Genomic DNA, 25,572 nt, shown 5'->3' with positions numbered 1-25,572 from the left:
TAGAGCCGCATGGCCAGCACCAACCGAAATTTCAACTTTTGTTTGAACGAATGCCTTTCCCGTTCCGGGCGAACAAGTCCCTATTATTGTCACCACACAACGGCTCCCGGAAATGATATACTGTTTATTCGCCCTGCTTGCTTTTTTTATTTTTTTACGCGGCCGCGCAGGCCGCCGAGGGATCGTTTGCGAAAGGGCGCCGCTGCGAGCTTTCATTGATTTTTCATTAAGAAACGGGGCTCTACAGGGGTCCCGGATGTCGAATTGTTTAGCTTGACTATCACTATATATCGGTGTAACGTAGGAAAGTACTTACAACATATTGTGTATTACGGGTTGTCGGATGACAACCTTCGACAAGGAGTGGCTCTGCCCGTGGATATCATTAAAAGGAATGGACAGAAAGAAGAACTTATCTTTTCCAAGCTGAAGAAAGTGATTGATTTCGCGTGTGTCGGTTACAGCGATTGCAATCCGCTGGAGCTCGAAACGGCCCTGCTTCCTTACTTCCGCAACAACATAACGACGAAAGAAATCCAACGTACGCTGACGCAAGTTGCGGTTGAGAAAACAAGCATCGAAGAGCCGAACTGGCAATACGTTGCGGCCAAGCTTCTCGTGTACGACCTTTATAAAGAATCCGCCATCAACCGCAAATACGGTTATTTCGGTTACGGCGACTTCTACTCCCTCATCACGTATCTGACCGATAAAGGCTTATACGGCAGCTACATATTAGATCATTACACCCGGGAAGAGATTCGCGAGCTCGGCAATTACATCGCGCCCGAACGCGACTACTTGTTCAACTATATCGGTCTGAAGACGCTGTCCGACCGTTACCTCATCAAGAGCTTCAACGGCGACGTGCTCGAGCTGCCGCAAGAGCTGTTCATGGGCGTGGCGATGCATCTGGCCATGAAAGAAGAAGACAAACTGGGGTGGGCCCGCAAATTCTATGACGTGCTGAGCCGTCTGCAAATGACGGTCGCCACGCCGACGCTCGCCAATGCGCGCAAACCGTTCCACCAGCTGTCGAGCTGCTTCATCGATACGGTTCCCGACAACCTGTGGGGCATCTATAACGTCGACTCCAGCTTCGCCCAAGTATCCAAATTCGGCGGCGGCATGGGCATCTACATCGGCAAAGTCCGCAGCCGCGGCTCCAACATCCGCGGATTCAAAGGCGTCGCCGGCGGCGTCGTGCCCTGGATCAAAAACTACAACAATACGGCTGTCGCGGTCGACCAGCTCGGCGTGCGTTCCGGCGCCGTCGCCGTCTATCTCGACGTTTGGCATAAAGACATTTTCGATTTCCTGAACCTGAAAACGAACAACGGCGACGACCGGATGAAGGCGCACGATATTTTCCCCGGCGTATGCATTCCCGACCTGTTCATGCGCAAAGTGCGTGATCGCGAGAACTGGTGCCTGTTCGATCCGCACGAGGTGCGCAGCTTCATGGGCTGGTCGCTCGAGGACGCTTGGGGCGTCGAGTGGGAAAGCCGTTACGAAGAGTGCGTGGCCAACGCTTCCATTTCCCGCGAAGAAGTGCCTGCGATCGAGATCATGAAACGCATCCTGACCAGCTCCTTCGAAACGGGCACGCCGTTCGTGTTCTACCGCGACGCGGTCAACCGCGCCAATCCGAACAAGCATAAAGGCATCATTTACTGCTCCAACCTGTGCACCGAGATCTGCCAAAACATGAGCCCGACGGAATACATCACGACGACGCACGAGGACGGCATTATCACGACGCAAATCAAATCGGGCGACTACGTCGTCTGCAACCTCTCTTCGCTCAACCTCGGCCGCACGCGTTCGAAGGAAGAAATCGAAGAGGTCGTCAGCTGCCAAATGCGCATGATGGACAACGTCATCGACCTGAACCATTATCCGATTCCGCAAGCGGAAATCACGAACCAGAAATACCGCGCGGTCGGTCTCGGCACGAGCGGCTACCATCAATGGCTGGCGCTGAACGGCATCGCGTGGGAATCCGAAGAGCATCTGGACCGCGCCGACGAGCTGTACGAATGGATCAACTACTGCGCGGTCAAAGCCTCCATGGAAATCGCCAAGGAAAAAGGCGCCTTCCGCGTATTCGAAGGCAGCGAATGGCAGACCGGCGCTTATTTCGAGCAACGCGGTTACGAAGCCCCTCACTGGCAGAAGCTAAAGAAAGACGTCGCCGAGCACGGCGTCCGCAACGGCTGGATGTTCGCCATCGCGCCTACGGCTTCCACGTCGTTGATCGCCGGCTCGACGGCAGGCATCGACCCGATCTTCAGCAAATTCTTCGTCGAAGAGAAGAAGAACGCGGTCATCCCGCAAACGGCGCCGAACCTGAACGACGAAACGTTCTGGTTTTATAAGGAAGCGCACCATATCGATCAGCACTGGAGCATCCGCGCGGCGGGCCGCCGTCAGCGCCATATCGATCAAGCGCAATCCTTCAACTTGTACATCACGCCGGAATATACGGCAAAAGAATTCATGGACCTGTATATGTCCGCATGGGAAAACGGCTTGAAAACCGTTTATTATTGCCGCAACAAAAGCTTGGAAGTCGAAGATTGCGTGAGCTGCAGCTCGTAAGAATAGCGTTGAATTGAAGCTGCCCTGCGGGACAGTATGGGTTTCCGATCGCTGTTGTAACCGGGTTTCTTTGAATGATCCATTTAGATTGGTTAAAATCCGGTTACAAAGGCGAACGCTTAAGGTGATTGGTTTGCGCTCACTGTCGTTAGACAGGGAATGCAAACCAATCACCTTGACGCTTCTCCAACTCCATACTGCCCTCCGGGCATTTTTTCAACGAATATTCATTAAACCGCTGCAGCACTTATAGGAGCAGGAAAGAAGGAGGCAGCCCATTTAATGGAACTGCAGAAGAAAAAATTATTTAACGAAGAAGGCGACCGCGATTGGGGCAAGCGTCGCATGATCGGCGGCAACACCACGAACCTCATCGAACTGAACAACGTGAAGTACGATTGGGCCACCAAGATGTATCGGACGATGATGAACAATTTCTGGATTCCGGAAGAAATCCCGCTCGCCCAGGATGCCAAAGACTACAGAAACCTGTCGCTCTCCGAGCGTAACAGCTACGATAAGATCATTAGCTTTCTGATTTTCCTTGATTCGCTGCAAACGGCGAATTTGCCGAATATCAACGAGTACATTACTGCGCCCGAAGTTAATCTCTGTCTGACTGTACAAACTTTCCAGGAAGCAGTCCATAGCCAATCCTATTCTTACATTTTAGACAGTGTTTGTGCGCCAGAGGTGCGTGACCAGATCTATAACTTGTGGCGCGAGGACAAGAACCTCCTGAAGCGCAATCGGTTCATTACCGACCTGTATGAGAATTTTATTGCCAATCCGTCTTCGCAGAACCTAATCAAGACGATTATGGCTAACTATATTTTGGAAGGCATCTACTTCTACAGCGGCTTCAGCTTTTTCTATGCGCTTGGACGCCAAGGCAAGATGCTCGGCACGGTCTCCGAAATCAAGTACATTCAGCGCGACGAGCTGACTCACTTGGCCTTGTTCCAAGGAATTTTCCGCGAGATCCGCAAGGAAAACGCCGACCTGTTCACGCCGGTGCTTATCGAAGAACTGCGCCAAATGATGCGCACGGCGGTCGAGCACGAGATCGAGTGGGGCAAATACATTACCAACAATCAGATTCCCGGCCTGACGAACGAAATTATCGACTCGTATATCAAGTTCCTGTCCAATGAACGGTTGCGCAAGCTGAACCTGGACATCTTGTACCCGGAAATTACCGAGCACCCGATGAAATGGGTCGAGAGCTTCAGCAATATGAACGGCATGAAAACCGACTTCTTCGAGCAGAAGGTCACGAACTACAGCAAATCGTCCAACCTTAACTGGGGCGATTTGTAAGGCCGCATGTTGCTCTACGCGATATACCGCTTCCATCCGCTTGGATGGAGGCGTTTTTTTGTTCGCAGCCATCGGTTTGCCGCTTATTGATCGGCAAACCGAACCACGGATACGAAAAAGAAAACAAGCGGTCAGGAGATGCCCCGACCGCTTGTTTCGATGGTTTCTTGTTCTTTGGACAGCCGCGCCAGCGACATGCGCTCGATCAGCTTCGTTTGGATTCGGATCGTGATCGGTCTTTTGCCGCCCTTTCCGAGCATTCGATCGAACAACGCTTGAACCGCCCGCTGCACCAGTTCTTCCACGGGCTGCGCAACCGTCGTGAGCTGCACCGGCAGCATCATCGCCAGCTGCGAGTCTGAAAATCCCGATAACGACAACTGCTCGGGTACCGCTTTATTCAACCTCAGCGCGGAGAAGTAGACGGCGGCAGCCAAATAATCATCTCCGCTTGCAACAGCCGTTAATTTGGGATTCTTCCTCAGAAACCGTTCCAGCTCGGGATTCTCGTCCCTGTAATTCGTATAATTGTTCGCCAGCTCCACGATATGTATATATTGGCTATGTACGGGAATATCATGATCGATGAGTGCTTTCATATACCCCTTATACCGATCGTCGATGCTGCTCACGCCTTGAAACGGATTGGAAACGAAGCCGATATCCCGATGCCCCGCTTCAATAAACCACTTAACCATATCGTACATGCCTTGAAAAGAATCGTGCACGACGGAATCGATCGCCGCCCCGCTGAACATCCGATCGACGAGCACGATGGGGCAACCCGCTTCGCGCAGCTCAAACGCAACCGGGCTGCAGGAATTCCGGCCACGGGCGAACAGCAGCACTCCGTCGACGCCGTCGCCGTGCAACTGCCTCAGGCAGGCATCCTCGTCGTTCAAATCCTTGCTGAGCTTAATGAGCAGCTCGAATTCGAAGGAACGCGCAGCCGTCTCCAATGCGGATACGATACGCGATGTATAATCATCCAATACCGGAAGTACGAAGGCAATCCGTTTCCGTGATTCCGAAGGCTGACCGTAAGCTGCTTCGCTGCCGGAAGTCAGCCATTCATGCTCATGACCCGCGGAGTCGGAATCCGGGTTCGCTTCAGCCATAAACGTCCCTCTTCGCTTGAGCCGATAGACGCAGCCTTGGCGCGCAAGCATATCAAGCGCCAGCTTCGCGGTCATTCGGCTGATGCCGAATAACGAAGCCAACTCCCCTTCCGAGGGTACGGGGTCATGGGGCTTCAACTGGCGTGCTTTAATGATTCGTTCAACCTTTTCCGCCGTTTCCATATACAGGATTCTGCGGTTCGTACTCTTACTCAATCACAATCACCTTCAGCCTTGCCATCAGAATATTCAAATCGTACTCGCTTAACCGTGCTTTCTCAAGCCGTTTCACGGTGAAGAATTTGTAAAGATCGGAGCCCGTTGATATGCTGCGCCCTTATTTGCCGATCGCGTTTCAGGAAATACCCGCTTCATGGTACAATATAGATCAGATTGGACATGCCAACAGGAAGAAATTACCGCCTGAGCATCAACGCCGCGGCAATGAAGCAGACTATAACCTGAGGGCCGGATTTCCGGAAGAGCCTTCTTCCCTCAACTGACGGCATGCTCGCCTATGCGGTGCGACCGAGCTCGCGCCTGCTTTAGACAGGCATACGCCAGGCAATGAACGCCAGATGCGGCAATCCCTTGCTCTGCCCAGGAGTCGGGCCCCTGTCCATCGCCATGCCGGAAACGAATATTGCAGCACCCATAACGACCGCTCAGACTAAAGTCCAGTTCCAAAACTGGACTACGGCCGATATCACACTTTCCGGACATCCATGTACACTTGATGAAGAAAGATCGTGGAAATGAGGGGTATTTCGCATGTCTCAACAAATTTATGTCATTAACGCATCGCTCGCGGTTCTGCTGCTACTGCTTGCCTTATGCGCGGGGTTCGTGTCCGGCTGCCTCGCATTCCGCAAAACCGAGGAGTCTCTGCAGCGGACCTCCATCGTAACGCTCGCCTTGCTCGGCGCCATGACGCTGATCTCGATCGGGAAAGTGACCATGCTCATCGCGACGTATTCCTACCGAAGCTGGTTCGTACTGGATTCGGCGCTGCTGTTCTTGTCGCTCATTATGGCGCCTACGGCCGCGATCGCCGTCTTCTCCCTGCCGAGACTGCTTCAGCTCGCCAAGCTTCGTCCCAGAGAGACGGAGACGGCGGTAAGCCGCACGAAACGCCGGGCAGCCTCGGAGGTTAGACTGGTCGTGCCGATCCAGGTGCTGGTGATCGAAGCGCTGCTCTATGCCGCCATCAACGTCTTCCCGCTCGGCATGGAACTCCGGATGCAGATTCTTGTCATCGGGCTGCTGGTATTGATGTCGCCTGCGCTGCTCATCTGGCGGCAGTCCATCCGTCATCGGCGCATACACCGAGACGACGGAACGTCGATGATCCATTTCATCAACCGGGTCGTCTTTATCACGATGGCCTTCATGCTGCTTGCATTTGGCATTATTCATACGATGAAAAACGCAAAAACGCTCCGCACGGATGCGGAGCGCAATGAAATGTTGCAAATCTCGTTCTCGCCGGCCTTCTCGGGCAAATGAACGCCAGCTCTTATTCGTATTCCTTCTTCGCTCTGCGGGCTATATAGTCCGGCCAATACGTTTCCTCGATGGCCGGACAGTCTCGCGGGCTTTCCCACACATACACCCAACCGCGGCATTCCGAAGCTTCCAAATCCTCGGCCCATACGCGATCGTAATCGTTCTCCTCTTCCATGCCGATAAACTGTTCCAACTCATCCATTTGCCGCAATCCGCATTCATCGACCATTATCCACAACCCGCGTACTCTGGAACCCTTCGCACGCGCCTCGGCATCCCGGACCATGGCGGGGTACGGACCGTAATCGACAAGCCTGCCCGCGATGACGCCCGGCTGCGCCAGCCGGATGTACGGGGCCGCGACATGATGATTCTCGTGCCCCGGAAGCAACGAACCGTAAATGAAAACAGCAAACGTCTTTCCCGGCATCGGCATTGGCATCGACTCCCCCGGCTATCGGTTAAGCGGTCTGGCTGCGATGCCGGAACCAATTCTCGAACAAATTGGCCGGGATCGGCTGCGTATAATAATAACCTTGGGCTTCTTCGCAGTTGCGTTCGCGCAGAAACTGGATTTGCTCGTCGTTTTCGACGCCCTCGGCCGTTACCTTCAGCTTTAAATTTTTGGCCATGGTCGTAATCGTGGATACGATGGCCGCATCGCTTGCGTCCCGCGTCAAATCGTTCACGAAGCAGCGATCGATCTTCAGCTTGTCGATCGGGAACCGTTTGAGCGAGCTCAGCGAACTGTAACCCGTGCCGAAATCATCGATGCTGATTTGCACGCCCAGCTCTTTCAGACTGGAGAGGGTATCGGCCGCGAACTCCACGTCGCTCGTCATGCTTTCCGTGATCTCGAGCTCCAGGTATTGCGGCGGCATGCCCGACTGCTGCAGGATCGCTTTGATCCTGTCCGCCAGCTGATGCTGCCGGAACTGGCGCATCGACAGATTGACCGACATCATCATCGGCGGCAAACCGGCATCCTGCCAGGCTTTGTTTTGTCGGCAAGCGGCACCGAGCACCCATTCCCCGAGCTGCAAAATAAGTCCGTTCTCTTCCGTGAGCGGAATGAATTCGCCCGGCGGCAGCAAGCCCCGCTTCGGATGATGCCAGCGCACCAAGGCCTCGACGCCGACCACTTTATTGCTGGTCAGATTTACGAGCGGCTGATACGCCAGCGCGAACTGCTCCTCGTCGATGGCGCGCCGCAGGTCGCTTTCCAGGCGAAGCCGGTCATGCGCCTTGCGGTTCATCTCCGGCTCGTAGCTGGAGTATTCGTTGCGGTGCGCTTTCGCCGAATAGAGCGCGGTATCCGCGTTCTTCAGCAGCACGTCGACGCTTTCCCCATCCTGGGGATAAAACGAGATGCCGAGGCTGATCGTGATATGGTACTCCGCCTCGTCGAGCACGAACGGAGCGTCGAACAGCCCCATGAGCTGCTTCGCCTGATGCTCGACCCGTTCCGTTTCCGCATCCATATCCGGCACGAGCATGACGAACTCGTCGCCGCCCATCCGGTAGACGCGTTTGGATTGATCCGCCGCGCGGCGCAGCCGTTCCGATACGGCCTGCAGCATCCGGTCGCCGAAGGAATGGCCGAGCGCGTCGTTGATGGTTTTGAACCGGTCGATATCGAGGAGGAACACCGCGACCCGGCTGCCGCTCTGGTGCGCGCGCTGCAGCTCGTCGTTCAGCTGCTCCTTCAGCAGCCGGCGGTTGGACAACCCGGTCAGCTCGTCGTGGAACGCGAGAAAATTAATCCGGCTTTCCGTGCGTTTGTACTGTTGGTACGGTTCCTCGATCGTGACGTAGTAGATGCCCTTCATTAGAAAATAAATGCCCGCCAGCTTGTAGAAATGCGCGATCAGCATATCGCTGTCGTGCTGGCTGGCGCTCAGCAGGAATTGCAGGTCCGATACGGTGAAGAATACGAGCGACTGAATCATCGTAAGCAGCGCCTGCGGTCTTTCGTTGCGGTTGCGGTAAAGCACCAAGGCGATCGTGCCGAGGTACGCGAACGCAATCAAGGATTGCGTCTCGAAACGGAACAGCTCCGCGGCATGGCCGACGAAGATCGAAGCCGGCGCCACGGGGAGATCCGCCAAATAAAAGTATAGGGCGGACACCAGGCAGGCAAGGCCGATGGCGGTCAGGAATGCGGGCAGCCGGCGGCTTGCCGGAACCGGCTCGTCGTTCTTGCGGAAGATCAGGCACAGGCCGATGGATCCGGCCGCCTGGGCAGTCGCCGTGAAGAGCTGCGACAACGACGTATCGCCGATCAGCCGGTAATACGGCATCCCTTCCGCGGTCAGGACATGCAGCAGGTCGAACAAGCCGACCGCGCCGAACAACGCGGCCGTGTACAGGCGGTGTTTCGACAGCGAGTTGACGAAAAACAGCCAGCCCAGCACAAGCATCGTAAAGCTCGCGGCAAAGCCGAACAATTCCATGCCGGAATGAAGAAACAGGTAAGCGCGCTCCGGAATCGGCCAATACAGCCCGCGATGCAGCAATCGCAAGAGAACAAAGCTCATAATGGCGGCGAGTGCGGTTCCGATCGTTATTTTTTCCGCCCGGTTTATTGACATGATGTCCTCCTTCAACGAGTTAGCCGATGATACATGCATGCCCTATTGCTGATCGGGTAAGTTGATGAATCGCCGTTCATGTGAAAAGTTCGTTATCGGATATATCGGTATTCGCGGCTCCTTTCTTTATCGATCGGGAGCAGGTGTGACGCTTATGTAAGGCCGAGGCGGCGGCCAGCCGCTCCAATCCCGCCCGAAGCCGAGATGAAGCGCCGTGCCTGCGCCAGGGTAACTTCCGTGAAGATGTCCGAGCCGCGCGGTCCGCGCTGCGCTGGGCAGGGCGGATCGACGCGGTCGACAGGGCGATCGTGGGGGAACCGCGCGGAAGAGGAGAACAACCGCAGCGGCGTATGTCTATTTTCTTCAATGTTATCCATTATTCGACAGATCGGCTCCAAATTGGAAGATCCTGCTGTTTTAGGCGAATCCCTTCTAGTTTGTACCATTCCGTGTCACTTGTCCAGCCTCTTTCTAAAGCTTCGATAAAACTTTTTTTCGACAAAATCATCACCGTTATGCGGCATAGCGGTTGATGACCTCGACGAGCAGATCGTTCAGCGCCTTGACCTCGTATTCGCCGACGGCCGGCTCCAGATGATCGTTGCCGATTCCGCTGTGATCCGTTAGGAATAGATAAGTGCCTCCCGTGGCCGACGCGATGAAACGCATCAAATATTCCGTATGCACGTCGACGCCGCTGGAAGCGATCGGAACGATCCGAATGCCCTCCGCGGCCGCTTCTTCCGTCAACGCCTGAATCCGCTTCGTGACCTTGCGTTCATGATGCGGCGGCGCATCCATCACGAGGAACAGCAGCCTAGCCCGCGCATCGTCGCTCCAGTCGTGCTTCTCGATGGCATTGGCCAGCGCTTCGTCCACGGCCTCCGGAAAATCCCCGCCTCCGGCGGCATCCTGCTCCGCCAGCTGATCCTCCACTTTCTCGATATCGCCGGTGAACGGGAAGGCTCTGACGACATATTCGTCGTTATGGTCGCGATAGAAGTTCGCGCTTACCCGGATGCCGAGCTGCTGCCCGTTGTCCTGGTCCACGCGCTTCACGACGTCCTTTAGCTCCGTCTTCAAATAATCGAGCTCATCCTTCATCGAGCCCGTCGTATCGACCAGCAGCATCAGGTCGAGCGCGTCGGCCGCTTTGACAGGCTCCTCCAACTCGACCTTCAGCGCCTCCCCGCGCGGGACCGGCACGTTCTCGAACCGTTTCGTCTGCTCGCCGAACGTCACGGCGATCCCGTATTTCTCCTGCGCCCCCTGCTCGTCGAACATGCCGGCGTACGCGTACGCGACGCCCTTATTGTCGGTGCGCGCTTCCCACACGGTCTCACCGTCATTGCCTGACAGCGTGACGGTTGCATCCGATACGGGCTTGCCGCCGGCCGTTACGTCGACCTCCAAGCGGTTCTGCGGGAACATCGACCAATACGACTGGCTATCCTGGCCTTCGCCGCTCTCCAGCAAGCGCACCCAGGCTTTCCAAGCGATCAAATCTTCCCATTCGCCCGCGGTCAGCTGGCCAGGCTTGGAGTCGTCGTATTGGGATGCTTCCCCTTTCTCCGGTACCGCCGGCGAATCGCCGCGGTCGTCGGCGGCAGGCTCGTGCGCGTCGGACGAGTCGCCGGTGCCGCCGTCATTGCGCGTGCCCGTATCCGCGTTCGAATGCGATGACGAGTCCTTGCCGGAGTTCGCGGTGGAACCGGAATTCGCCGCCGCGTCGTTAGCGGTCGCGGAATCGCCCGTGTTCGACGCGTCGTTATTCGAGTTCGAGCTGCAGCCTCCGAGTACCAGCGCGAGTCCGATCAGCGCCGCGGCCGACATCTTCAACGCTGCCTTCTTTCTTGCTCCAGCCGTGTCTTTTCCGTCTGTTCGCGGTTTTCGTTCAACGACCATTTCCGAGTCCCCCTTTAATCTGTTTGGACAGCCAATATTTGTAAGACCGCCTCCATTCATTTGACGAAGCCCGGCTGCCATTTGTTGCAATCCCGCATGACCCGCATTACAATTGGGGAATACGTTTTTCTCGAGCATATTCGCGCCTTGCGCGCAATCAAGGCAACCCGAAGAAGGCGATTGGTCCGCATATGCCCGCATCAGGCGGCAAATGGAGCCTTCCGCTCGCGTTTCTTCCAAAAAGGAGGCGGCATTCGCCCTGGAAACCTATCCATTGGCAGCGTTGTCCATCGATCACGGCGATACGACGACGAATTTGTCGTTCTTGTCCGCCCGGCTCGTCGTCGTATCCGATGCCGGCTACAAGCTATGGTACGTCGAGATCGACGGCATGGCGCAGCGCGAGCTGCTCCGCGGGTTCAACGAAACCGACCAGATCGGCGTCGGCGTGAACGGCGTCACGGCAGGCGGCCGGCCGTTCCATGGCAGCGGCTATTTTCACCCCAACGAGCAGCACCATGCGGCGGCAATCCGCGGCGACGGCGAGCTGCCCGGATTCTAGCACGCTTATCCGCCGAAAATGCAATCAAAAAACAGCTCCGGCTTGATCCCAGAAGGGACGAGTCCGGAGCTGTTTTTGATTGCGGCGATGGAAGAGGACCGCATCGGTCATTGCGGGGCGATGCCTTTGAAGAAGAGCTCGAAGGTCATCGTCATGCGGGTGTCGAGCGGCTCGTCCCCCGTTTCCATCGACCAGATGATCAGCGTGCCGAAGTACGATTGGAAGGCCTGCTGCGCCAGCATCTCGGCCGGCATGTCCTTGCGGATCTCCCCGTTTTCCTGCGCGCGGTGCACGAGCGGCAGCACCGCTTCGGACAACTCCGCCAGCAGTTTGTTATGGGCGGCGAGCGCCGCGTCCGTGCCCAGCATGGCTTGGAAAAGCGCGCGCGTCAGCGGCTTGTTCATCTCGAAGCGCTTCACGAGCTCGAAGATCAGCAGCTGCAGCCGAGGAACGAGCGGACCCGGAGTGCCTTTCAGCTTCTCCACCTCGCTCATGGCAAATACGCCCTGAAGATCGCATAGGAGATCGTCTTTGGAAGAAAAATAGTTGAAAAACGTGCCTTTGGCAACGCCGGCCAGCTTGGCGATCGCTTCGACCGTCGTCGATTCGTAGCCGTGCTCCGCAAACAAGGCCAGCGCCGATTCTTTGATTCGCAGGCGCGTCTGTTCTTTCTTAAGCTCGCGGTTCATGTTGAGGTCCTCCGTCGTCAGCCGTTCTGTTAAGCCCATTGTAGCACAGCGGTCGAATGCCGTAAAACGATATATGACCATTGGTCATTTATCCGATTAATCAATAACTTTCTTTAACCGCCTGCTAGTCTATTAATGCATGATATCCCCTTCAAATCTATTATTGCCGAATATGAAATAATTATGACCAACGGTTCAATAATATTGACTTCGGCTTTTCCGATACGCTATAACTATTCATAGAGATTCCCACGCATGAGGAGGGTTTGTTTATGACAGAAAGGTTTATCCGCGGCCTTGCCCGCGCCAAATGGGCGATATTGCTGGGCTGGCTCGCCATTACCGCCGCGTCCATGCTTCTTCTCCCCGACCTGGCGGCCATCGTGCGCCAGACCGAGCAGAAATTCGTGCCCGCGGATTCCGAATCGGTCGTCGCCAAGAACCTGCTGGAGCGGATCAATCCCGAAACGACGACCAAGTCGAGCGCGATTTTGGTCTATTCCAGGGAAGGCGGCATGACGGACCAGGACCGCGCGTGGCTGAAGGCCAAAGCGGCCGAGCTTGCGGGCCTGAGCGGCAAAGACGGCTTCAAATCGGTCCAGTCCGCTTACGAGACGCCGGAGCTCGCTTCCAAGTTCCGCAGCAAGGACGGTACGACCGAGATGCTCATCGTCGGCTTTACCGGGACGGACAACGACGCGATTACCCAGGATGCGGTCGATTCGCTCAACGAGCGGATCAAAGGAGCGCCAGGCGGCAGCAAGGTCGAGCTGACCGGCAGCGCGCCGATCGGCAAGGATTTTCAGCAAAGCTCGTCCGACGGTCTCAAGAAGACGGAGCTGCTGACCGTCGGGCTCGTGCTGGTCATCCTCTTGATCGTCTTCCGCTCGCCGGTCGCGCCGTTCATCCCGCTCATCACGATCGGGTTGTCGCTCGTCATCACGAGAGGGCTCGTCGCCGCGGCAACGCACTTCGGCATGCCGGTATCCTCGTTCACGGAATCGTTCCTGATCGCCGTCATGTTCGGGGCGGGAACGGATTACTGCATCCTGCTCATCCAGCGTTTCCGCGAGGAAATGAGCCATGACGGGGACAAGGTCGAAGCGCTCGCGCGCACGGTGCGCTCCGTGGGCAAGACGGTCGCTTTCTCCGCCAGCACCGTGTTCGTCGCGTTCTTCCTGATCGGCTTCGCGCAGTTCGGCCTGTACCAATCGGCCGTCGGCGTCGCCATCGGCGTGGCCGTCACGCTGATCGCCGGGTTGACGCTGACGCCCGCGCTGCTCATGATCTTCGGAAAAGCCGCGTTCTGGCCGACGCGAATCGCCAGCGGCCAAGGCCACGGGGAATCCAAGCTATGGGGCGCCATGGCTTCGCTCGCCGCGCGCAGGCCCGTCGCGATCATCGTCGTGACGGCCATCCTGCTCGCGCCGCTGACCTTGCTTTACCATAATAAGCGCTCCTTCGACGACTTGGCCGAGATCAGTCCGAGCCACGGCTCCGTGCAGGGCTTCCGGCAAGTGGAACGCAGCTTCGGCTCCGGGGAGGTATTCCCGCTCTCGATCGCGATTACCTCTTCCGCTTCCATGCGCGATCCCGCGGCGCTCGCGGTCATGGAAACGGCAAGCGCCAATGTCGCGAAGCTGAGCGGCGTCAAGGAGGTGCGCAGCGCGGTCCGGCCGCTCGGCGCGCAGCTGCCCGATCTTACGGTATCGGATCAGTTGACGAAGACCTCCGAGGCGCTGCAGCAGCTCAAGGATGGCGTGGATAAAGTCGCCGGCGGCCTGCAGGATGCGGAGACTTCGATCTCCGGCGGGCAGAACGACGTCGACAAGCTGACGAGCGGGCTGCGGACGATGGCGTCCAAGACGAAGGAAGCGCAGGACGGCCTGGATCAAATCCACGGCGGCCTGCAGCAGGCTTCCAAAGGCGCGGACCGGCTGGCGGGCGGCCTTAAGCAAAGCGCCTCCGTCTCGGACTCCATGAGCGCCGACCTCAAGGCGCTGCTGAAGGCCCATCCCGAGCTGTTGAGAGAGGCAGCCATGCAGCAGCTGATCGGCAAGCAAAAGGGGCTCTCGGACGGCTTGAAACAGCTGAAGGGCGGCGCCGATCAGTTAACGTCCAGCTTTGCGCAGCTGAATCCCGGGGTTGCCGGCGTGGCCGGCGGGCCAGGGCAGCTGGCGACGGGGCAAACGGATGCCGCCGACGGCACCGCCAAGCTCGGCAGCGGTCTGACCGAGCTCGCGAGCGGGCTGGACTCCGGCGCCGAAGGGCTTCGCGACGTCTCGTCCGGTCTAACGCAGGTTAAGGAGGCGGAGCAATCGATCGGGGACAGTCAAATTCCCGGCTGGAATTTGCCGCCGTCCGCGCTCGACAGCCCCGAGCTGAAACAGACGCTGGACTATTACATCTCCAAGGACGGCAAGACCGCGAAGATCGACGTCGTGCTCGCCGTGAATCCCTACTCCGAAGAAGCGCTGCAAACCGTCGATCAGGTCCGCGAAGCGCTGCGGCACAGCTTGAGCGGCAGTTCCATGAAGGACGCGCGGGTCTACGTGTCCGGCACCTCCGCGCAGATCACGGAGCTGAAGACCATCTCCAAGAACGATTTCATGCGTACGGGCGCGTTTGTCTTGATCGGCATCTTCATCGTGCTCATGATCATGCTCCGTTCCATTCTGGCGCCGCTCTACCTGCTCCTGTCGCTCGTCTTCAACTTCCTCGTGACGATGGGCATCGTGGAATTCATCTTCGTCCAATTGCTCGGCAAGGAAGGCTTGTCCTGGAGCGCTTCGTTCTTCATCTTCCTCATTATCGTGGCGCTCGGGGTGGATTACAGCATCTTCCTCATGGCGCGGTTCAAGGAAGAATACAAGCCCGGCGGCATCCGGCTCGCCATGGCGAAAGCGATGTCCACGACCGGCGGCGTCATCGTCTCCGCGGCCGTTATCATGGGCGGCACGTTCGCCGCGCTCATGATGTCGGGCGTCAACACGCTGCTCCAGATCGGCGCGGGCATCGTGATCGGCCTGATCCTATACGCGTTCGTGTTCATGGGTCTGGTCGTGCCGGCGCTGGCGAATTTGTTCGGCGAAGCCAACTGGTTTCTGGGCTATTCCCGTAAAAAGAGAAATCGCCCTGAATTAAAAGAAGCCGGCGATGCATAAACCGGCTGTCCTTCCCCATATGTATAGTTAAATCATAAAGCGCGCTTGAACGCGTCAGCGGATGGCGCGCTTCGATTCACCCGTCCTATTGTCCACTTGGGCAATTGTGCACAACATGTTTACAAATCCCAAAAATGATCGGCCCCGACGGAAGGATCGACTTCCCGAAGGGCCTTTAATATTTTCTTCATGACTGTCGGGCTCGGTATATACCCGCCCTGCGAGCAAGCCGCACTTGCCGTATCCCGATTAATCCCCGCACTCTTCGAAAGTTCCTCTTGTGAAATCTTCTTCTTATCAATCCATTCGCCTAACTTTGTACGCGGCTTTCCTAAGCCTGCCATAATGCGCTCACCTCTCCTAGCAATCTGGACAAGTCAGCGAATAAATATACTAGCTTTCGGAAAGATTTCCGAATATCGGACAATCAGCGCTCAATATGTTTGAGGTATACACCGGTTTACAGGAGGTGCACGCCATGAAAACACTCATAAGCTTCAGGCTTCGCAAGGAATTGGATGCCGATTTGATTAACCTGGGCATTGACGAAAATGACCTCCCGGATCTATGCCGCAACGGCCTCCGTCTTATGCTCGGTATCCAAACGACGAAACAATTCGAGCTGAAGGAAAGACTAATCGCTCCGATCGTACCAACGCCAAAAGAGGTCGCCCCCAGCATTAAAGGGAAGCCGGCGGTCTTCATACCACAAAGGAGGGTTTGACGTGATCACACTCACAGCACGGCCTTACGGCTTCCATGTTGATTTACGCACACCGGCCGTCGCCGCTATCCCGGAAACTACCCGCCGGGCAATCATCGACCGGCTGCGCGCCGGCGCCGTCATGGTCGTCGAGCACATCGAGCGACACAAACTGATTTACCGCATCGGTGCCATTACCTTGACCGTTCTACTCGGCGGCATCGGGTTCGAGACGGTTCATGCTGCCACCACCGGCAGCGGGCTCGACGTAGGCGCGCAGAAGCTTTATCACCGGCTTGTCGGCATCGGGAAATGGATCATCATCATTAAGGGCGCTTTCGATACGATCAGTTCCACGGTGCAAGGCGACTTTGTCGCGGCGCGCAAGTCCGGCCTTGCTTATCTGCTCGTGTATGTCATCCTGTTAGGGCTGCCGTGGGCGTTCGGGCAGGTCGAAACTCTGTTCGAGGAGATGTGAGCATCATGCCGATGAAGTTCCGCATCTCATCTCAATACGGCGTGTTCGAAGAGTTCCGCGACGGCCGGATGCATACCGGCGTCGATCTGGCGATGCCAAACGGAACCGAACTGCATAGCATTGCCGCCGGCACCGTGGAACGCGTCGTGCATCACTCCGGCGGCCTGGGCAACGGCGTATACGTCCGGACCACAAACGGTGACGTTCATGTATACGGCCATCTCGATAGCGTCAGCGTGCATCAAGGCGACCACGTAACAGCCGGCGACCTGCTCGGCTTCAGCGGGAACACCGGGCACAGCACCGGGCCGCATCTCCACTTTGGTCTGCTGCACAACGGACACCCCGCCGATCCGGCTTCACTAGTCGATGCCGTCCAGCACTTTTCTGGCCAGATTGCCGGCCCTTCCATTCTTGGCGTTAAGGGTCCGGCCACGATGTTCCTGCAGCACACGGCAGCCGGGCCGATTACAAAGTTTATCGCACACAGCATGACCACCCATGTCCTTCACTGGCTGCACGAGGTCGGCATGGTTATTCTGGACATGAGCTATGGTATCGGCCTGATCGGTTGCGCCTCGCTAATCATCCTCGGCGCCCTGGGGCATCGGGAGGCTTACAGGTGGTCCGGTCTGGTCTTCGGCATTTATTCCCTCATTAGACTGCTGGGAGGCGGCGCTTCATGAAAGGCATACCATTAACCAAAGTGTTGCAGGTGACGCAGCCGGATTATGCATTCCTCCGGATTAAGCCGAACAACGCCGTCCGCAACCAAGGCACTGACAAAATTGCCCGCGCCATTGCCACGCTCTACAAGACGGCGCTCGCGAACGTCAAGATCGAAGAGCACAAGCTGATTAAGGCATTCGGCCGGGAGTTCATTCTTGGAACCCGTTTCCGCTACACGCTGCCGGCCAAGGTCGCTTATTACGTCTACATGGAGCAGCGCAAGGTCGAGTTCTATTTCATCGTCCCCCGGCAGCACCTCGGGTTCCTGCGGGAGAAGATGTCGGATGTTTGGGGCGCGGTGACAATCGAGGAAGTTCCGGAGATGCCGCAGTTCGGACCGAAGGCAGCGCGGTATGAGCTCTTATACGAAAAAGAAGATCCGCTCAGCCTTGCCGTCGACCGCCGGAGTAATGGTCTGCTAACATCCAATCTGAACGCCGTGGAGCTGCTTGAGGAAGGCGACCGGCTCGGGATCTTCTACAACTTCATCCCCGGCAGTCAAATCAGTTGGCGGCACATCTACCGCGCCACAATCGACAAGGTGAACCGGCGGCTGCCGGTCGAGCGAAACAAGATGGGGCTATCCTACGCCGCCAAGTATCTGCTCGCTGCGGGTAATGCCATCTTCCGCGAGATCGCCGAGACGCTTGGTGGAGGGAAGAAGGTGCTGACCGGAGGAACCGATGTCCTGGAAGGTTTGCTCGAGCGTTTGAGCGGCGCCCGCCGGGTCAGCGAGAACACGACCAAGAAGGCCGGCGCGACAATTCTCAACACCCAGATCGTCGTCATGGCCGAGAGCTCCGACGTCCTCCGGCAGCGGAACGCAGCGCGTAGCCTAGCGCAGTCCTTCGATACGATCAGCGATGACAATCAACTCCAGTACCGCCCCCTCCGACGGCAATTCCAATTCACGGACCGCGACATCCGGGCCGGACGAAACAAGGTTGGCGACCAGGAAGCACAGAACTTCATTGCGCTGGCCGGCCGCGACCTGCTCGAGCGGTACAGCTTCATGGAGCGCGTCGAGACGCAGGAAACGGAAGTTCCGGAAGATCTGAAGCAAGGGGTGATGTGCATCGGGGATAACGTCTTTCGTGGAAACGCGCAGCCGGCATATCTCTCGAGCGACCGGGAGTTTCAGAACCTTATGCTCGTTCTGATCGGTCCGACGCGCGCGGGTAAGTCAACGCTGATTGCCAACCTCTGCCGGGATGCGATTAATGCCGGGGAGTGCGCCATTATCTTTGATTTCGTCGGCCAGTGCGAATTGAGCCGGGAGGTAGCCGCCGCGATTCCGCCGGACAAAACGTTCGTCATCGAGTGCGGCGATTTTAAGAAGCTGCAGGGGCTCGGGTATAACGAGGTGGGCGTCAGTGCAGATCCATTTGAGGCATATGACAACGCGAAGAAGCAGACCACGCAGCTCCTTACGCTGATCAACTCGATCAACGCGGACGAAACAAGGCTGACGGCCAAGATGCAGCGGTACCTTGCTGCGGCCGCCCTGGTGACGTTTATCGGCGGCGGGAGCATTCGCGACATGTTCGACTGCCTTCAAGATCACGAGGTGCGCCAGCGCCTCACACGGGCCGTACCCCGGGAGCAGCATGAGAACCTGAAAAAGTACATCAAGTCGCTGCGGGAACTGGATGAGTACAACAAGGCCGGCGACGTCATAATCGGGACCAAGGAAAATTACATCGTCGGGATCATCGATCGACTGAACCAGCTCGAGCAAAATGCCTACATGGAGAAAATGTTGGATAAGGGGACGGCCGGCAATGCGGATCTCGTCAAAGAGATGCAGAAGAATCAATTGATTTGCATCCGGATGCCGTCCGACATGTTCGGTACCGACGGCGAGCGCGACGTCTATACGACCTACTGGAGCACGAAGATATGGCTTGCGCTGCAGATGCGGAGTAAACGGTTGGCCGGCGACCGGTCGAAGTACGTCAAGGTGAACCTGATCGTCGACGAGCTTTACCAAGTCCGGCACACCGAAGAGTTCATACGTTCAAAGGTCAGCCAATACGCGAAGTTCGGGCTCAAACCGATCATCTCCGCACATTACCTCAACCAGATCCGGCACATCCGCGATGAGCTACGATCGGCCAACGCGAGTTACATGCTTATCTCCGGCTGCGATAAGAAGAATTACGAAGAGCTGAAGAGTGAGCTTTACCCGTATCAGGAAGAGGATTTGCTGAAGCTGCCGCGATACCACAGCCTCAATCTGATCAAAAATAAGGACGGGTACGCGAGGTTTATTACGAAGCTGCCGAAGCCAATATAAAAAAACGCCCCGGAGATCCCGGAGCGTCGACGCTATTCGATTTGATGCGTTCTGATATATTGTGCGATCAGTTCACCGTCTTCGATTTCAGGCGGTTGGGACTGAATCACCTTGTCGAACTCCAGGCAAACCTCGTGTAAATGAGACGTAACTTTTTCCCGGGTCTCTTCAGGGAGAGTGTTCATTGCTTCGATTAAGTCCATCAGGTTCTCGATCATCCCGATTACTGCCTTCGTTCTTTTCATAGACCTATCCCTCTCCGTTCATGCTGTGCTGTGCTTAAAAAATCTAAGATCTTAGACAAAATAGGGGCGGGTGGACGCTCCTGCGTCCGCCACATCTCTTCAGCTTAACCATTCATAAAGATCGCGCGGCTCGCATTTCAATACGAGGGCTATCTTCATAGCGTTGATCAACGGCATGTTGACTGCTCTGCCCGTACAGTATGTAGAAATCGTCTTTTCAGATATCCCTGTACGTCTCGCCAATTCAAGCTGCGTTAACCCAAGCCGTTCGAGAAGTTGCGGTATCAGGCAGCGTCCGATCCTCAAGCTCATCGGATGCAGCATATGATGTTCCCGCCCCATTCATGATGAATAATCGGCAAATCATACCAGATTATTCATAGCAGAAACTATAAAATATATAGTCCCTAAGCTTAAGTGTAAATATAACATGAATGCAATTTCCGTCATGTCACTTAATGTCGAATCCTTAAAAAGTTTTAACAAACAAATTTCCCTTCGCGAGAACATTCAACCTAAGAGAGGGTTAGGATAAGAACATTCGTTCGTGTTTTTTTAGTCTATACGAGATCCCTACTTTTGTAAATAGAAAAAAGCGAACTGAAATCGCTCGTCACTCGTAAACGAATAAGGAATGATTTTCCTTGACGGGGCAATTAACCCAATATTATGCTTGATATTCATATTCGGTAAGGGGAGTGTTTATTTTGAAAAAGAAAATTATTGTGACGGGAATTATGACGGCGGTTCTTGGGGTTTCGATCGGGGCCGGCGCTTATGCAGCCTCGACATTTTCAGTCATTGTTAACGGTAAGGCGGCGAACGTGGACGCGAAGGTGATCAACGGCGCGACATACCTGCCGCTCCGCGCTATCGGCGACCTGCTCGGCGCTGAGGTGGGCTATGATGCAAAAACGCACACAGTCCGTGTATCGACGGACGGCTCCAGCACAGCGGCGCCTGCCAACGGCACGACGATTAATAACGTGACGGTCAAGCTGGATCGCGTTGTTCAAGACGAAGATTCGCTCCGTATTTACGTCACCTATACCAACAACTCGGATAAGGCTATTTCCCCAGCAGAATCCTTAACTAAGGTCGTATCCGGCGGCAAACAATACGACTTCGATTCTGATTTCAATTTTGACCACTACTATGATAAAGCCGACGTAGACCACGCGCCATCGAGTATCGAGCCGGGCGTTACGGCCAAGTCGACGATCTTCTTCGCGCCGATACCGAACGTCGATAAGGTCAATATCGTTTTGGGTACGAACTTCGAAGATTATAGGTTCAATAACGTGAAAGTCGGAACAGAATAAGGAATTTGAATAGGAACAATCGTTCGTGTTATCATCACCTTGAGGTGACAACATGGATAAACGGATGATTACCACGGAGGAACGGGCGTTGGTCAAAGACGCGATCATTCTCACGTTCGCCCTAGACATTCTCGACCTGGAGCGAACACGGGTACAGAACGGGTTTAACGTGCTGAAAGGGATGCATCTGGATGTCCTGGAGGCGGTGTTCGACCGCGCTCGCCTTGAACTGATCGAGCTCAAACGGGAATTGAAGCAAGGCGATATAAAGTACAACGATGGAACGCATCAGGATTTCATCATGCAATATGAGATATGGTGCAGAGGGTATAAGAACATCTTCCATCTCACGAGGGACCATGCGAGAACGGAACTCGGGGTTGTGATGGGGAGGCTTAGCGGGGAAGTTGAAGCGAAAATGAAAAAAAGGCCCACTCGTTAGAGTAGGGCCTCTTTCAACGTTATTTATAGAAGTAGACCTTCTTTGTTCCGTTGTCGAAACTAACCGTGCCGCCGAGTTGTTCCGCAGCGGAGCGAACTCCGATATATGTCCGGCCGTCGATAAGCTTGAATGACGTGACCACCTTGCCACCAACGTAGGGCGTCGCCTCTTTTGCCCTCCACTCCACGGGCACGCCGAGCGCATCGCCAAGCTGCCGCAACGGGAGATACGCATGACCGTCAATCAGCCGGCCGTAAGCAGCGAGTTTGTCGTTAACCACGATTTTGATGTTGTCTTCTCCAGACGGTTGCAGTGCTGGAGGAACGCCGGCGTATTTATCGAAGAATGATTTCTCCATGGCGTTGACGTCGACGTTTCCGGCGATCCCTGCGACGCTTCCCTTGCTGGTGTATTGGAACGCCGACCACTCGTCCCAGGTGTTGTTACCCATCGGCGTGTTCACGTCGTAGTGGGCCACCCAGAGCGGCCATTTGGCAAGCGCAGCGCCGAGGTAGGACTTTGCGAAGCTGGCTCCAGTGTAAATCATGGCCGGATGTCCGGTCAGCCGCTCGACCTCCTGGAGCCACTTCACGCACCACGCCGTAAGTGCCGCCGCGCCGATCCCGCTCGCAGCGCCCTCCACGTCGAGGACGTGCGGGAAATCGGCCTTGTACTGCTTCGCGTTGCGGAAGAAATTCGCGGACTCCGTCTCCGGCGCGTTCAGCTCTGGATGCGCGTAGTGGTAGAATCCGACCTTCAGGCCCGCACCGATTGCGCCGGTCGCATTGGAGGCGAACTTTTTGTCAATGCTCGATCCGCCCTCCGTCACCTTAACGAACACCCCCGCCACGCCATCGCCTTTAACCTTCGACCAAACGATTGTGCCCCGGTCGTTTTGGTGATGAGACACGTCGATGACTTTAAGGTTACTTGCCACCCTTGCTTGCATCGTCGCTCACGTCCTTCCCGTTGCCTTTATCTGCGAGCTGTTCTAAAAAGCTTCTAATCTGGACCGGCAGCGGCACGCCGATCGTTCCCAGGTTCTCGACGACTGAAAGCCCCTCGCGGCCGCCGTAAAAGTAAATGGCCGCCGTGCGGAAGACAGGCGCGCCGGTCTGAACCCAATCGTCCAGCATGGACGCCAGACCCACCACGAAGAGGACGGTGATCTTCCGGATGCCGCCCCAGAACATAACGTCGCTGTTCACCGTCTTTGTTTTGATGGCACCCAGGACGCCAGTCACGTAATCGGCGAGCATCAGGACCAATAATACTTTAAGTGCCATATCCCAACCGCCGAGCCATTGGGATACGATTAATCCGATTGCGGCCCCGGTCGTACCAAGTGCCGTCTCTTTGCCGGTTGCTCCGATAGCTGCCGTGAAGATCGTCGAGCCTGTTTCCTTCATCATTAGAATATCATCCCTTTCTTGGGCCAAATAAAATAGGCCCCGCAAGTAGCGGAGCCTGAAACCATTTACGCCTGAATCGGTTTACCTTCGTTATCCAATCCAAGAGCCGTCAATTCGCTCTCCACTGCCGGTTGCAATTGCGTCGGAACTTGATTGAAATTGCGGCGGTTGTTAATGATGAGCGCTACATATACATCGACCATGATCTTTTCACCTCCCCCCAAGCAAATGAAAAGGAACCGGATGATCAGTGTGATCATGGTTCGGTTCCTTGGTTTTGTGCTATTTGATCTTGGAGGGAAAGTACCAGTTCGAACACATCGGCAAGCGCGGACATCGTCGTCAAATTCGCTTCATTCGATTCGGCGAGCTGCTGCTTGAGCTCTTCGATCTCGATTTGCTCCGGTGTCTTCGGCGGCTTCGGTCGGTCCAATAGATAGAACGTTTCGGCCATGCGATCATACACGGCGTATTTGTCTGCCGGAGCATACCGGATATCGTCGGCCAGTTCGTCGACCTCTACGAAGTCGCCAGGATAGTCGGCAAGCCCCTCGGCGGTCATTGTGTCGTGAAATCCTGTCACTCTATCACCGGTTAGAAAAACGATCAATGCTAACGCCTCCTTCGTATTAAAGCTGAATCCGATCGCCTAGCACTTTCACGTTCCTGATAAACGAAAAACCGCCGCTGGACGAGGAGTTTCGGCCCACGGTTATATAGATGGGCTTTCCTGCGAATACCGTGATTGTTTTACTGACTGTCGCATATGACGTCGAACCGTTAGTCCCGATATTAACAGAAGCGGCGTCCTGCGGGACGCTGGTGCTTGAGCCCACTGGCGAATAGTAATTGAAGGGGAATAGCGTTTCATCCATAACGCCGATCCGACCGCTCCCGCTAACTACTTCATGGCTTGAAATATCCGAATATACTCTACAATCAGCAGACCCGCCTGAGTCGGGATGAATATCGGCGCTAATCGTCACGACGCCGTCATAGGATGGTGTCCATATTAGCACAAGATAGTAACTTGTATTGCCCGTTGATACGGTCGGCGTCTGGTACTCAGACAGCGCCGACGCAAGGACGTTGGTACTTTGTACATACATCATATTCGCGCCCACTGGCACCCACCCCGTCCCGTTGTAGTATTCAAGTAGCCCCGTCGTGGCGTTCCGGCGGAGCCTCGGCAGCGTCTCGCCCTGGTAGGCGATCGGCGCCGTAATCGCCTGCGTCCCGTCCGCCAGAACAACCGAATTAAGAGTTTTCAGCCCTGTCAAAACCCCGGCAGGATCGCCGATATTATAAATCGCCTTTACATCGACCTCCAGCTCGATATAGTCGCTATAGATCGTGCTTGCCGTCGCGCCGTCGCTAGGATCAGCATAGGCGAGGAAGAAAACTTGTCCGTTTGCGTCAATGGCGTTGCTCATGTCTGTCGATGTTTTCGATATCTTCGTAACTTGCGCGGTCGTGTTTGTAGAGGGAAACTCGGTGAACCATCGACCCGCCGCCGCGCTCCAGGTCAGTACGGTGACTTTATTCCCGCCCGGATACGTCCCTCGGCCATAGTAATTAGCTACAAGGCGTTTCACGTTCGCTCTCAGCCATGCTACTTTGGCGGTAACGTTTGCCCCCGGTATGGTTCCGTACTTACGTTCGACGGCCGCGATCAGGTCGAACACGAACACGGTTTGAGCCATCTCGCCATTTGCTGTGCGGGCGAATGAGAACGATTGTCCGCCCAAAGCTGCTACGCCGTCGTAGTACTGTTGCTGTGAAGCACCGACCGTAGTTGCCGCAGAAGGAAGCACAAGTGTGGTCGATAGCGCTCCGGCGGATGCATATCTTATGACGTGCGGATTCTCGACTTGACTCCCGGCGACCTTCCCGACGTAATTCTCAATCTGCGCGACGCCGTTCAGGATCTCGTCCCGCGTAAGCGCGTCGGCGATCCCCTGCTCGATCTTGTTCATGTTCGCGGCTGATACTGGCGTACCGGTTTGCGTCACGGTCCCGGGATCGGCGGCCAGGTCTACGCCTACCGTAGTCTCGTTCGTCTTCTTAAAGCGGTTTGGAAATTGAACCAGGCGGTCTAACCAGTTTGTTTTCGAGTAAATCGTCACGCTATAGCACCTCCAATACTTCGACCTCGAAACTAATCGTTAATGACTGGGAAGACGTCTTATTCAGGTTCGTGCCGAACGATGCGAATAACGCGCCGCTCCCTGCCGCTCCGGTCGCCCCGTCGGCTAATAGACCGACTTCAGTAATGAGCCCGTTCCCGGACGACTCATCGAGAAATAGCTCTTTGACAAGGACCGTTCCGTCGACGAATGCGTCCGTGACGAGATTACGATAGGTCTCGTGCGAGAGCTGCCTCGACGCTACGACGGGCGCCGCGCCCGAGCCGACTGCGACATACGTGATATCCGCGTCCAGTAGCTCGATGACCCTGTCTAGGCCTGAGCGGTTAATCATCTGATCGC

25 protein-coding genes are annotated in these 25,572 nt (G+C 55.8%); 11 read left to right on the top strand and 14 right to left on the bottom strand.

Annotated features, from left to right (window positions below; genetic code table 11):
• The first annotated feature begins 375 nt into the window (after nt 1–375).
• Together AC50YL_RS28295 and AC50YL_RS28290 are read left to right on the top strand one after the other, a co-directional pair.
• Nucleotides 376–2,601, top strand: a complete 2,226-nt coding sequence (locus AC50YL_RS28295; RefSeq protein WP_494836388.1) for a ribonucleoside-diphosphate reductase subunit alpha — start codon at nt 376–378, stop codon at nt 2,599–2,601.
• A 282-nt stretch (nt 2,602–2,883) separates the two neighbouring features.
• Nucleotides 2,884–3,921 (top strand): ribonucleotide-diphosphate reductase subunit beta, encoded by a 1,038-nt coding sequence (locus tag AC50YL_RS28290; RefSeq protein ID WP_494836386.1) that lies wholly within the window; start codon nt 2,884–2,886, stop codon nt 3,919–3,921.
• A 131-nt stretch (nt 3,922–4,052) separates the two neighbouring features.
• Here the strand turns inward: AC50YL_RS28290 and AC50YL_RS28285 are convergent, their stop codons facing one another.
• The gene (locus AC50YL_RS28285; protein WP_494836385.1) at nt 4,053–5,255 is read right to left on the bottom strand and encodes a substrate-binding domain-containing protein; all 1,203 of its coding nucleotides are present in this window, start codon (nt 5,253–5,255) and stop codon (nt 4,053–4,055) included.
• A 555-nt stretch (nt 5,256–5,810) separates the two neighbouring features.
• Between AC50YL_RS28285 and AC50YL_RS28280 the strand changes: the two genes are divergently transcribed.
• A complete protein-coding gene (locus tag AC50YL_RS28280; RefSeq protein WP_494836383.1) occupies nt 5,811–6,545 on the top strand; it encodes a hypothetical protein in 735 nt (244 codons plus the stop codon).
• 10 nt (nt 6,546–6,555) lie between these two features.
• Here AC50YL_RS28280 and AC50YL_RS28275 read toward each other — a convergent pair whose 3' ends face one another.
• The 3 genes from AC50YL_RS28275 to AC50YL_RS28265 all read right to left on the bottom strand — a co-directional run bounded on the left by AC50YL_RS28275 (nt 6,556) and on the right by AC50YL_RS28265 (nt 11,041).
• Nucleotides 6,556–6,981 carry a gamma-glutamylcyclotransferase family protein gene (locus tag AC50YL_RS28275; RefSeq protein ID WP_494836381.1) on the bottom strand — a complete coding sequence of 142 codons (426 nt, stop codon included), beginning with the start codon at nt 6,979–6,981 and terminating at the stop codon, nt 6,556–6,558.
• 25 nt (nt 6,982–7,006) lie between these two features.
• Nucleotides 7,007–9,136 carry a putative bifunctional diguanylate cyclase/phosphodiesterase gene (locus AC50YL_RS28270; protein ID WP_494836379.1) on the bottom strand — a complete coding sequence of 710 codons (2,130 nt, stop codon included), beginning with the start codon at nt 9,134–9,136 and terminating at the stop codon, nt 7,007–7,009.
• A 513-nt stretch (nt 9,137–9,649) separates the two neighbouring features.
• A complete protein-coding gene (locus tag AC50YL_RS28265; RefSeq protein ID WP_494836377.1) occupies nt 9,650–11,041 on the bottom strand; it encodes a VWA domain-containing protein in 1,392 nt (463 codons plus the stop codon).
• Nucleotides 11,042–11,315: 274 nt separating this feature from the next.
• Here AC50YL_RS28265 and AC50YL_RS28260 point away from each other — a divergent pair, with 274 nt between their 5' ends.
• Nucleotides 11,316–11,603 carry a hypothetical protein gene (locus AC50YL_RS28260; RefSeq protein WP_494836376.1) on the top strand — a complete coding sequence of 96 codons (288 nt, stop codon included), beginning with the start codon at nt 11,316–11,318 and terminating at the stop codon, nt 11,601–11,603.
• A gap of 107 nt (nt 11,604–11,710) precedes the next feature.
• Here the strand turns inward: AC50YL_RS28260 and AC50YL_RS28255 are convergent, their stop codons facing one another.
• Nucleotides 11,711–12,292, bottom strand: a complete 582-nt coding sequence (locus AC50YL_RS28255) for a TetR/AcrR family transcriptional regulator (protein ID WP_494836375.1) — start codon at nt 12,290–12,292, stop codon at nt 11,711–11,713.
• 272 nt (nt 12,293–12,564) lie between these two features.
• Between AC50YL_RS28255 and AC50YL_RS28250 the strand changes: the two genes are divergently transcribed.
• Complete coding sequence (locus AC50YL_RS28250) at nt 12,565–15,456, top strand: MMPL family transporter (protein ID WP_494836374.1); 2,892 nt, start codon at nt 12,565–12,567, stop codon at nt 15,454–15,456.
• 119 nt (nt 15,457–15,575) lie between these two features.
• Here the strand turns inward: AC50YL_RS28250 and AC50YL_RS28245 are convergent, their stop codons facing one another.
• A complete protein-coding gene (locus AC50YL_RS28245) occupies nt 15,576–15,800 on the bottom strand; it encodes a helix-turn-helix domain-containing protein (RefSeq protein ID WP_494836373.1) in 225 nt (74 codons plus the stop codon).
• Nucleotides 15,801–15,934: 134 nt separating this feature from the next.
• On the opposite strand from AC50YL_RS28245, the gene AC50YL_RS28240 reads away from it, so the two are divergent.
• Genes AC50YL_RS28240 through AC50YL_RS28225 form a run of 4 tightly spaced genes read left to right on the top strand, consistent with a single transcriptional unit; the run spans nt 15,935 to nt 19,662 of the window.
• Nucleotides 15,935–16,180: a hypothetical protein gene (locus AC50YL_RS28240; protein WP_494836371.1), complete on the top strand. Its 246-nt coding sequence runs from the start codon at nt 15,935–15,937 to the stop codon at nt 16,178–16,180.
• 1 nt (nt 16,181) lies between these two features.
• Nucleotides 16,182–16,637: a hypothetical protein gene (locus tag AC50YL_RS28235; protein WP_494836370.1), complete on the top strand. Its 456-nt coding sequence runs from the start codon at nt 16,182–16,184 to the stop codon at nt 16,635–16,637.
• 5 nt (nt 16,638–16,642) lie between these two features.
• Nucleotides 16,643–17,323, top strand: a complete 681-nt coding sequence (locus AC50YL_RS28230) for a M23 family metallopeptidase (RefSeq protein WP_494836368.1) — start codon at nt 16,643–16,645, stop codon at nt 17,321–17,323.
• Nucleotides 17,320–19,662, top strand: coding sequence for a hypothetical protein (locus AC50YL_RS28225; protein ID WP_494836366.1), 2,343 nt, complete (start codon nt 17,320–17,322; stop codon nt 19,660–19,662). The genes AC50YL_RS28230 and AC50YL_RS28225 overlap by 4 nt, the downstream gene beginning before the upstream one ends.
• Nucleotides 19,663–19,694: 32 nt before the next feature.
• Here the strand turns inward: AC50YL_RS28225 and AC50YL_RS28220 are convergent, their stop codons facing one another.
• A complete protein-coding gene (locus AC50YL_RS28220; RefSeq protein WP_494836365.1) occupies nt 19,695–19,907 on the bottom strand; it encodes a hypothetical protein in 213 nt (70 codons plus the stop codon).
• Nucleotides 19,908–20,006: 99 nt separating this feature from the next.
• Nucleotides 20,007–20,219, bottom strand: a complete 213-nt coding sequence (locus tag AC50YL_RS28215) for a helix-turn-helix transcriptional regulator (RefSeq protein WP_494836728.1) — start codon at nt 20,217–20,219, stop codon at nt 20,007–20,009.
• A gap of 395 nt (nt 20,220–20,614) precedes the next feature.
• Between AC50YL_RS28215 and AC50YL_RS28210 the strand changes: the two genes are divergently transcribed.
• Together AC50YL_RS28210 and AC50YL_RS28205 are read left to right on the top strand one after the other, a co-directional pair.
• Entirely contained in the window at nt 20,615–21,229 is a 615-nt protein-coding gene (locus tag AC50YL_RS28210; RefSeq protein ID WP_494836364.1) for a stalk domain-containing protein, read from the top strand.
• 52 nt (nt 21,230–21,281) lie between these two features.
• The gene (locus tag AC50YL_RS28205; protein WP_494836363.1) at nt 21,282–21,671 is read left to right on the top strand and encodes a YhjD family protein; all 390 of its coding nucleotides are present in this window, start codon (nt 21,282–21,284) and stop codon (nt 21,669–21,671) included.
• 19 nt (nt 21,672–21,690) lie between these two features.
• Here the strand turns inward: AC50YL_RS28205 and AC50YL_RS28200 are convergent, their stop codons facing one another.
• The 6 genes from AC50YL_RS28200 to AC50YL_RS28175 all read right to left on the bottom strand — a co-directional run bounded on the left by AC50YL_RS28200 (nt 21,691) and on the right by AC50YL_RS28175 (nt 25,564).
• On the bottom strand, nt 21,691–22,620 hold the full coding sequence (locus AC50YL_RS28200; protein WP_494836362.1) for a GH25 family lysozyme: 930 nt from the start codon (nt 22,618–22,620) through the stop codon (nt 21,691–21,693).
• On the bottom strand, nt 22,598–23,083 hold the full coding sequence (locus AC50YL_RS28195; RefSeq protein ID WP_494836361.1) for a phage holin family protein: 486 nt from the start codon (nt 23,081–23,083) through the stop codon (nt 22,598–22,600). The genes AC50YL_RS28200 and AC50YL_RS28195 overlap by 23 nt, the downstream gene beginning before the upstream one ends.
• A 65-nt stretch (nt 23,084–23,148) precedes the next feature.
• On the bottom strand, nt 23,149–23,343 hold the full coding sequence (locus AC50YL_RS28190; protein ID WP_494836360.1) for a CD1375 family protein: 195 nt from the start codon (nt 23,341–23,343) through the stop codon (nt 23,149–23,151).
• Complete coding sequence (locus tag AC50YL_RS28185; protein WP_494836359.1) at nt 23,340–23,693, bottom strand: hypothetical protein; 354 nt, start codon at nt 23,691–23,693, stop codon at nt 23,340–23,342. Before AC50YL_RS28185 ends, AC50YL_RS28190 begins: the two co-directional genes overlap by 4 nt.
• Before the next feature lie 19 nt (nt 23,694–23,712).
• The gene (locus AC50YL_RS28180) at nt 23,713–25,209 is read right to left on the bottom strand and encodes a hypothetical protein (RefSeq protein ID WP_494836357.1); all 1,497 of its coding nucleotides are present in this window, start codon (nt 25,207–25,209) and stop codon (nt 23,713–23,715) included.
• 1 nt (nt 25,210) lies between these two features.
• Complete coding sequence (locus tag AC50YL_RS28175; RefSeq protein ID WP_494836356.1) at nt 25,211–25,564, bottom strand: hypothetical protein; 354 nt, start codon at nt 25,562–25,564, stop codon at nt 25,211–25,213.
• Nucleotides 25,565–25,572: the final 8 nt, after the last annotated feature.

The sequence above is a fragment of the Paenibacillus sp. J22P277 genome, from assembly GCF_059383675.1.
Note: the sequence above shows the minus strand (reverse complement) of the source record. Positions and strands in the feature narration are given on the sequence as shown.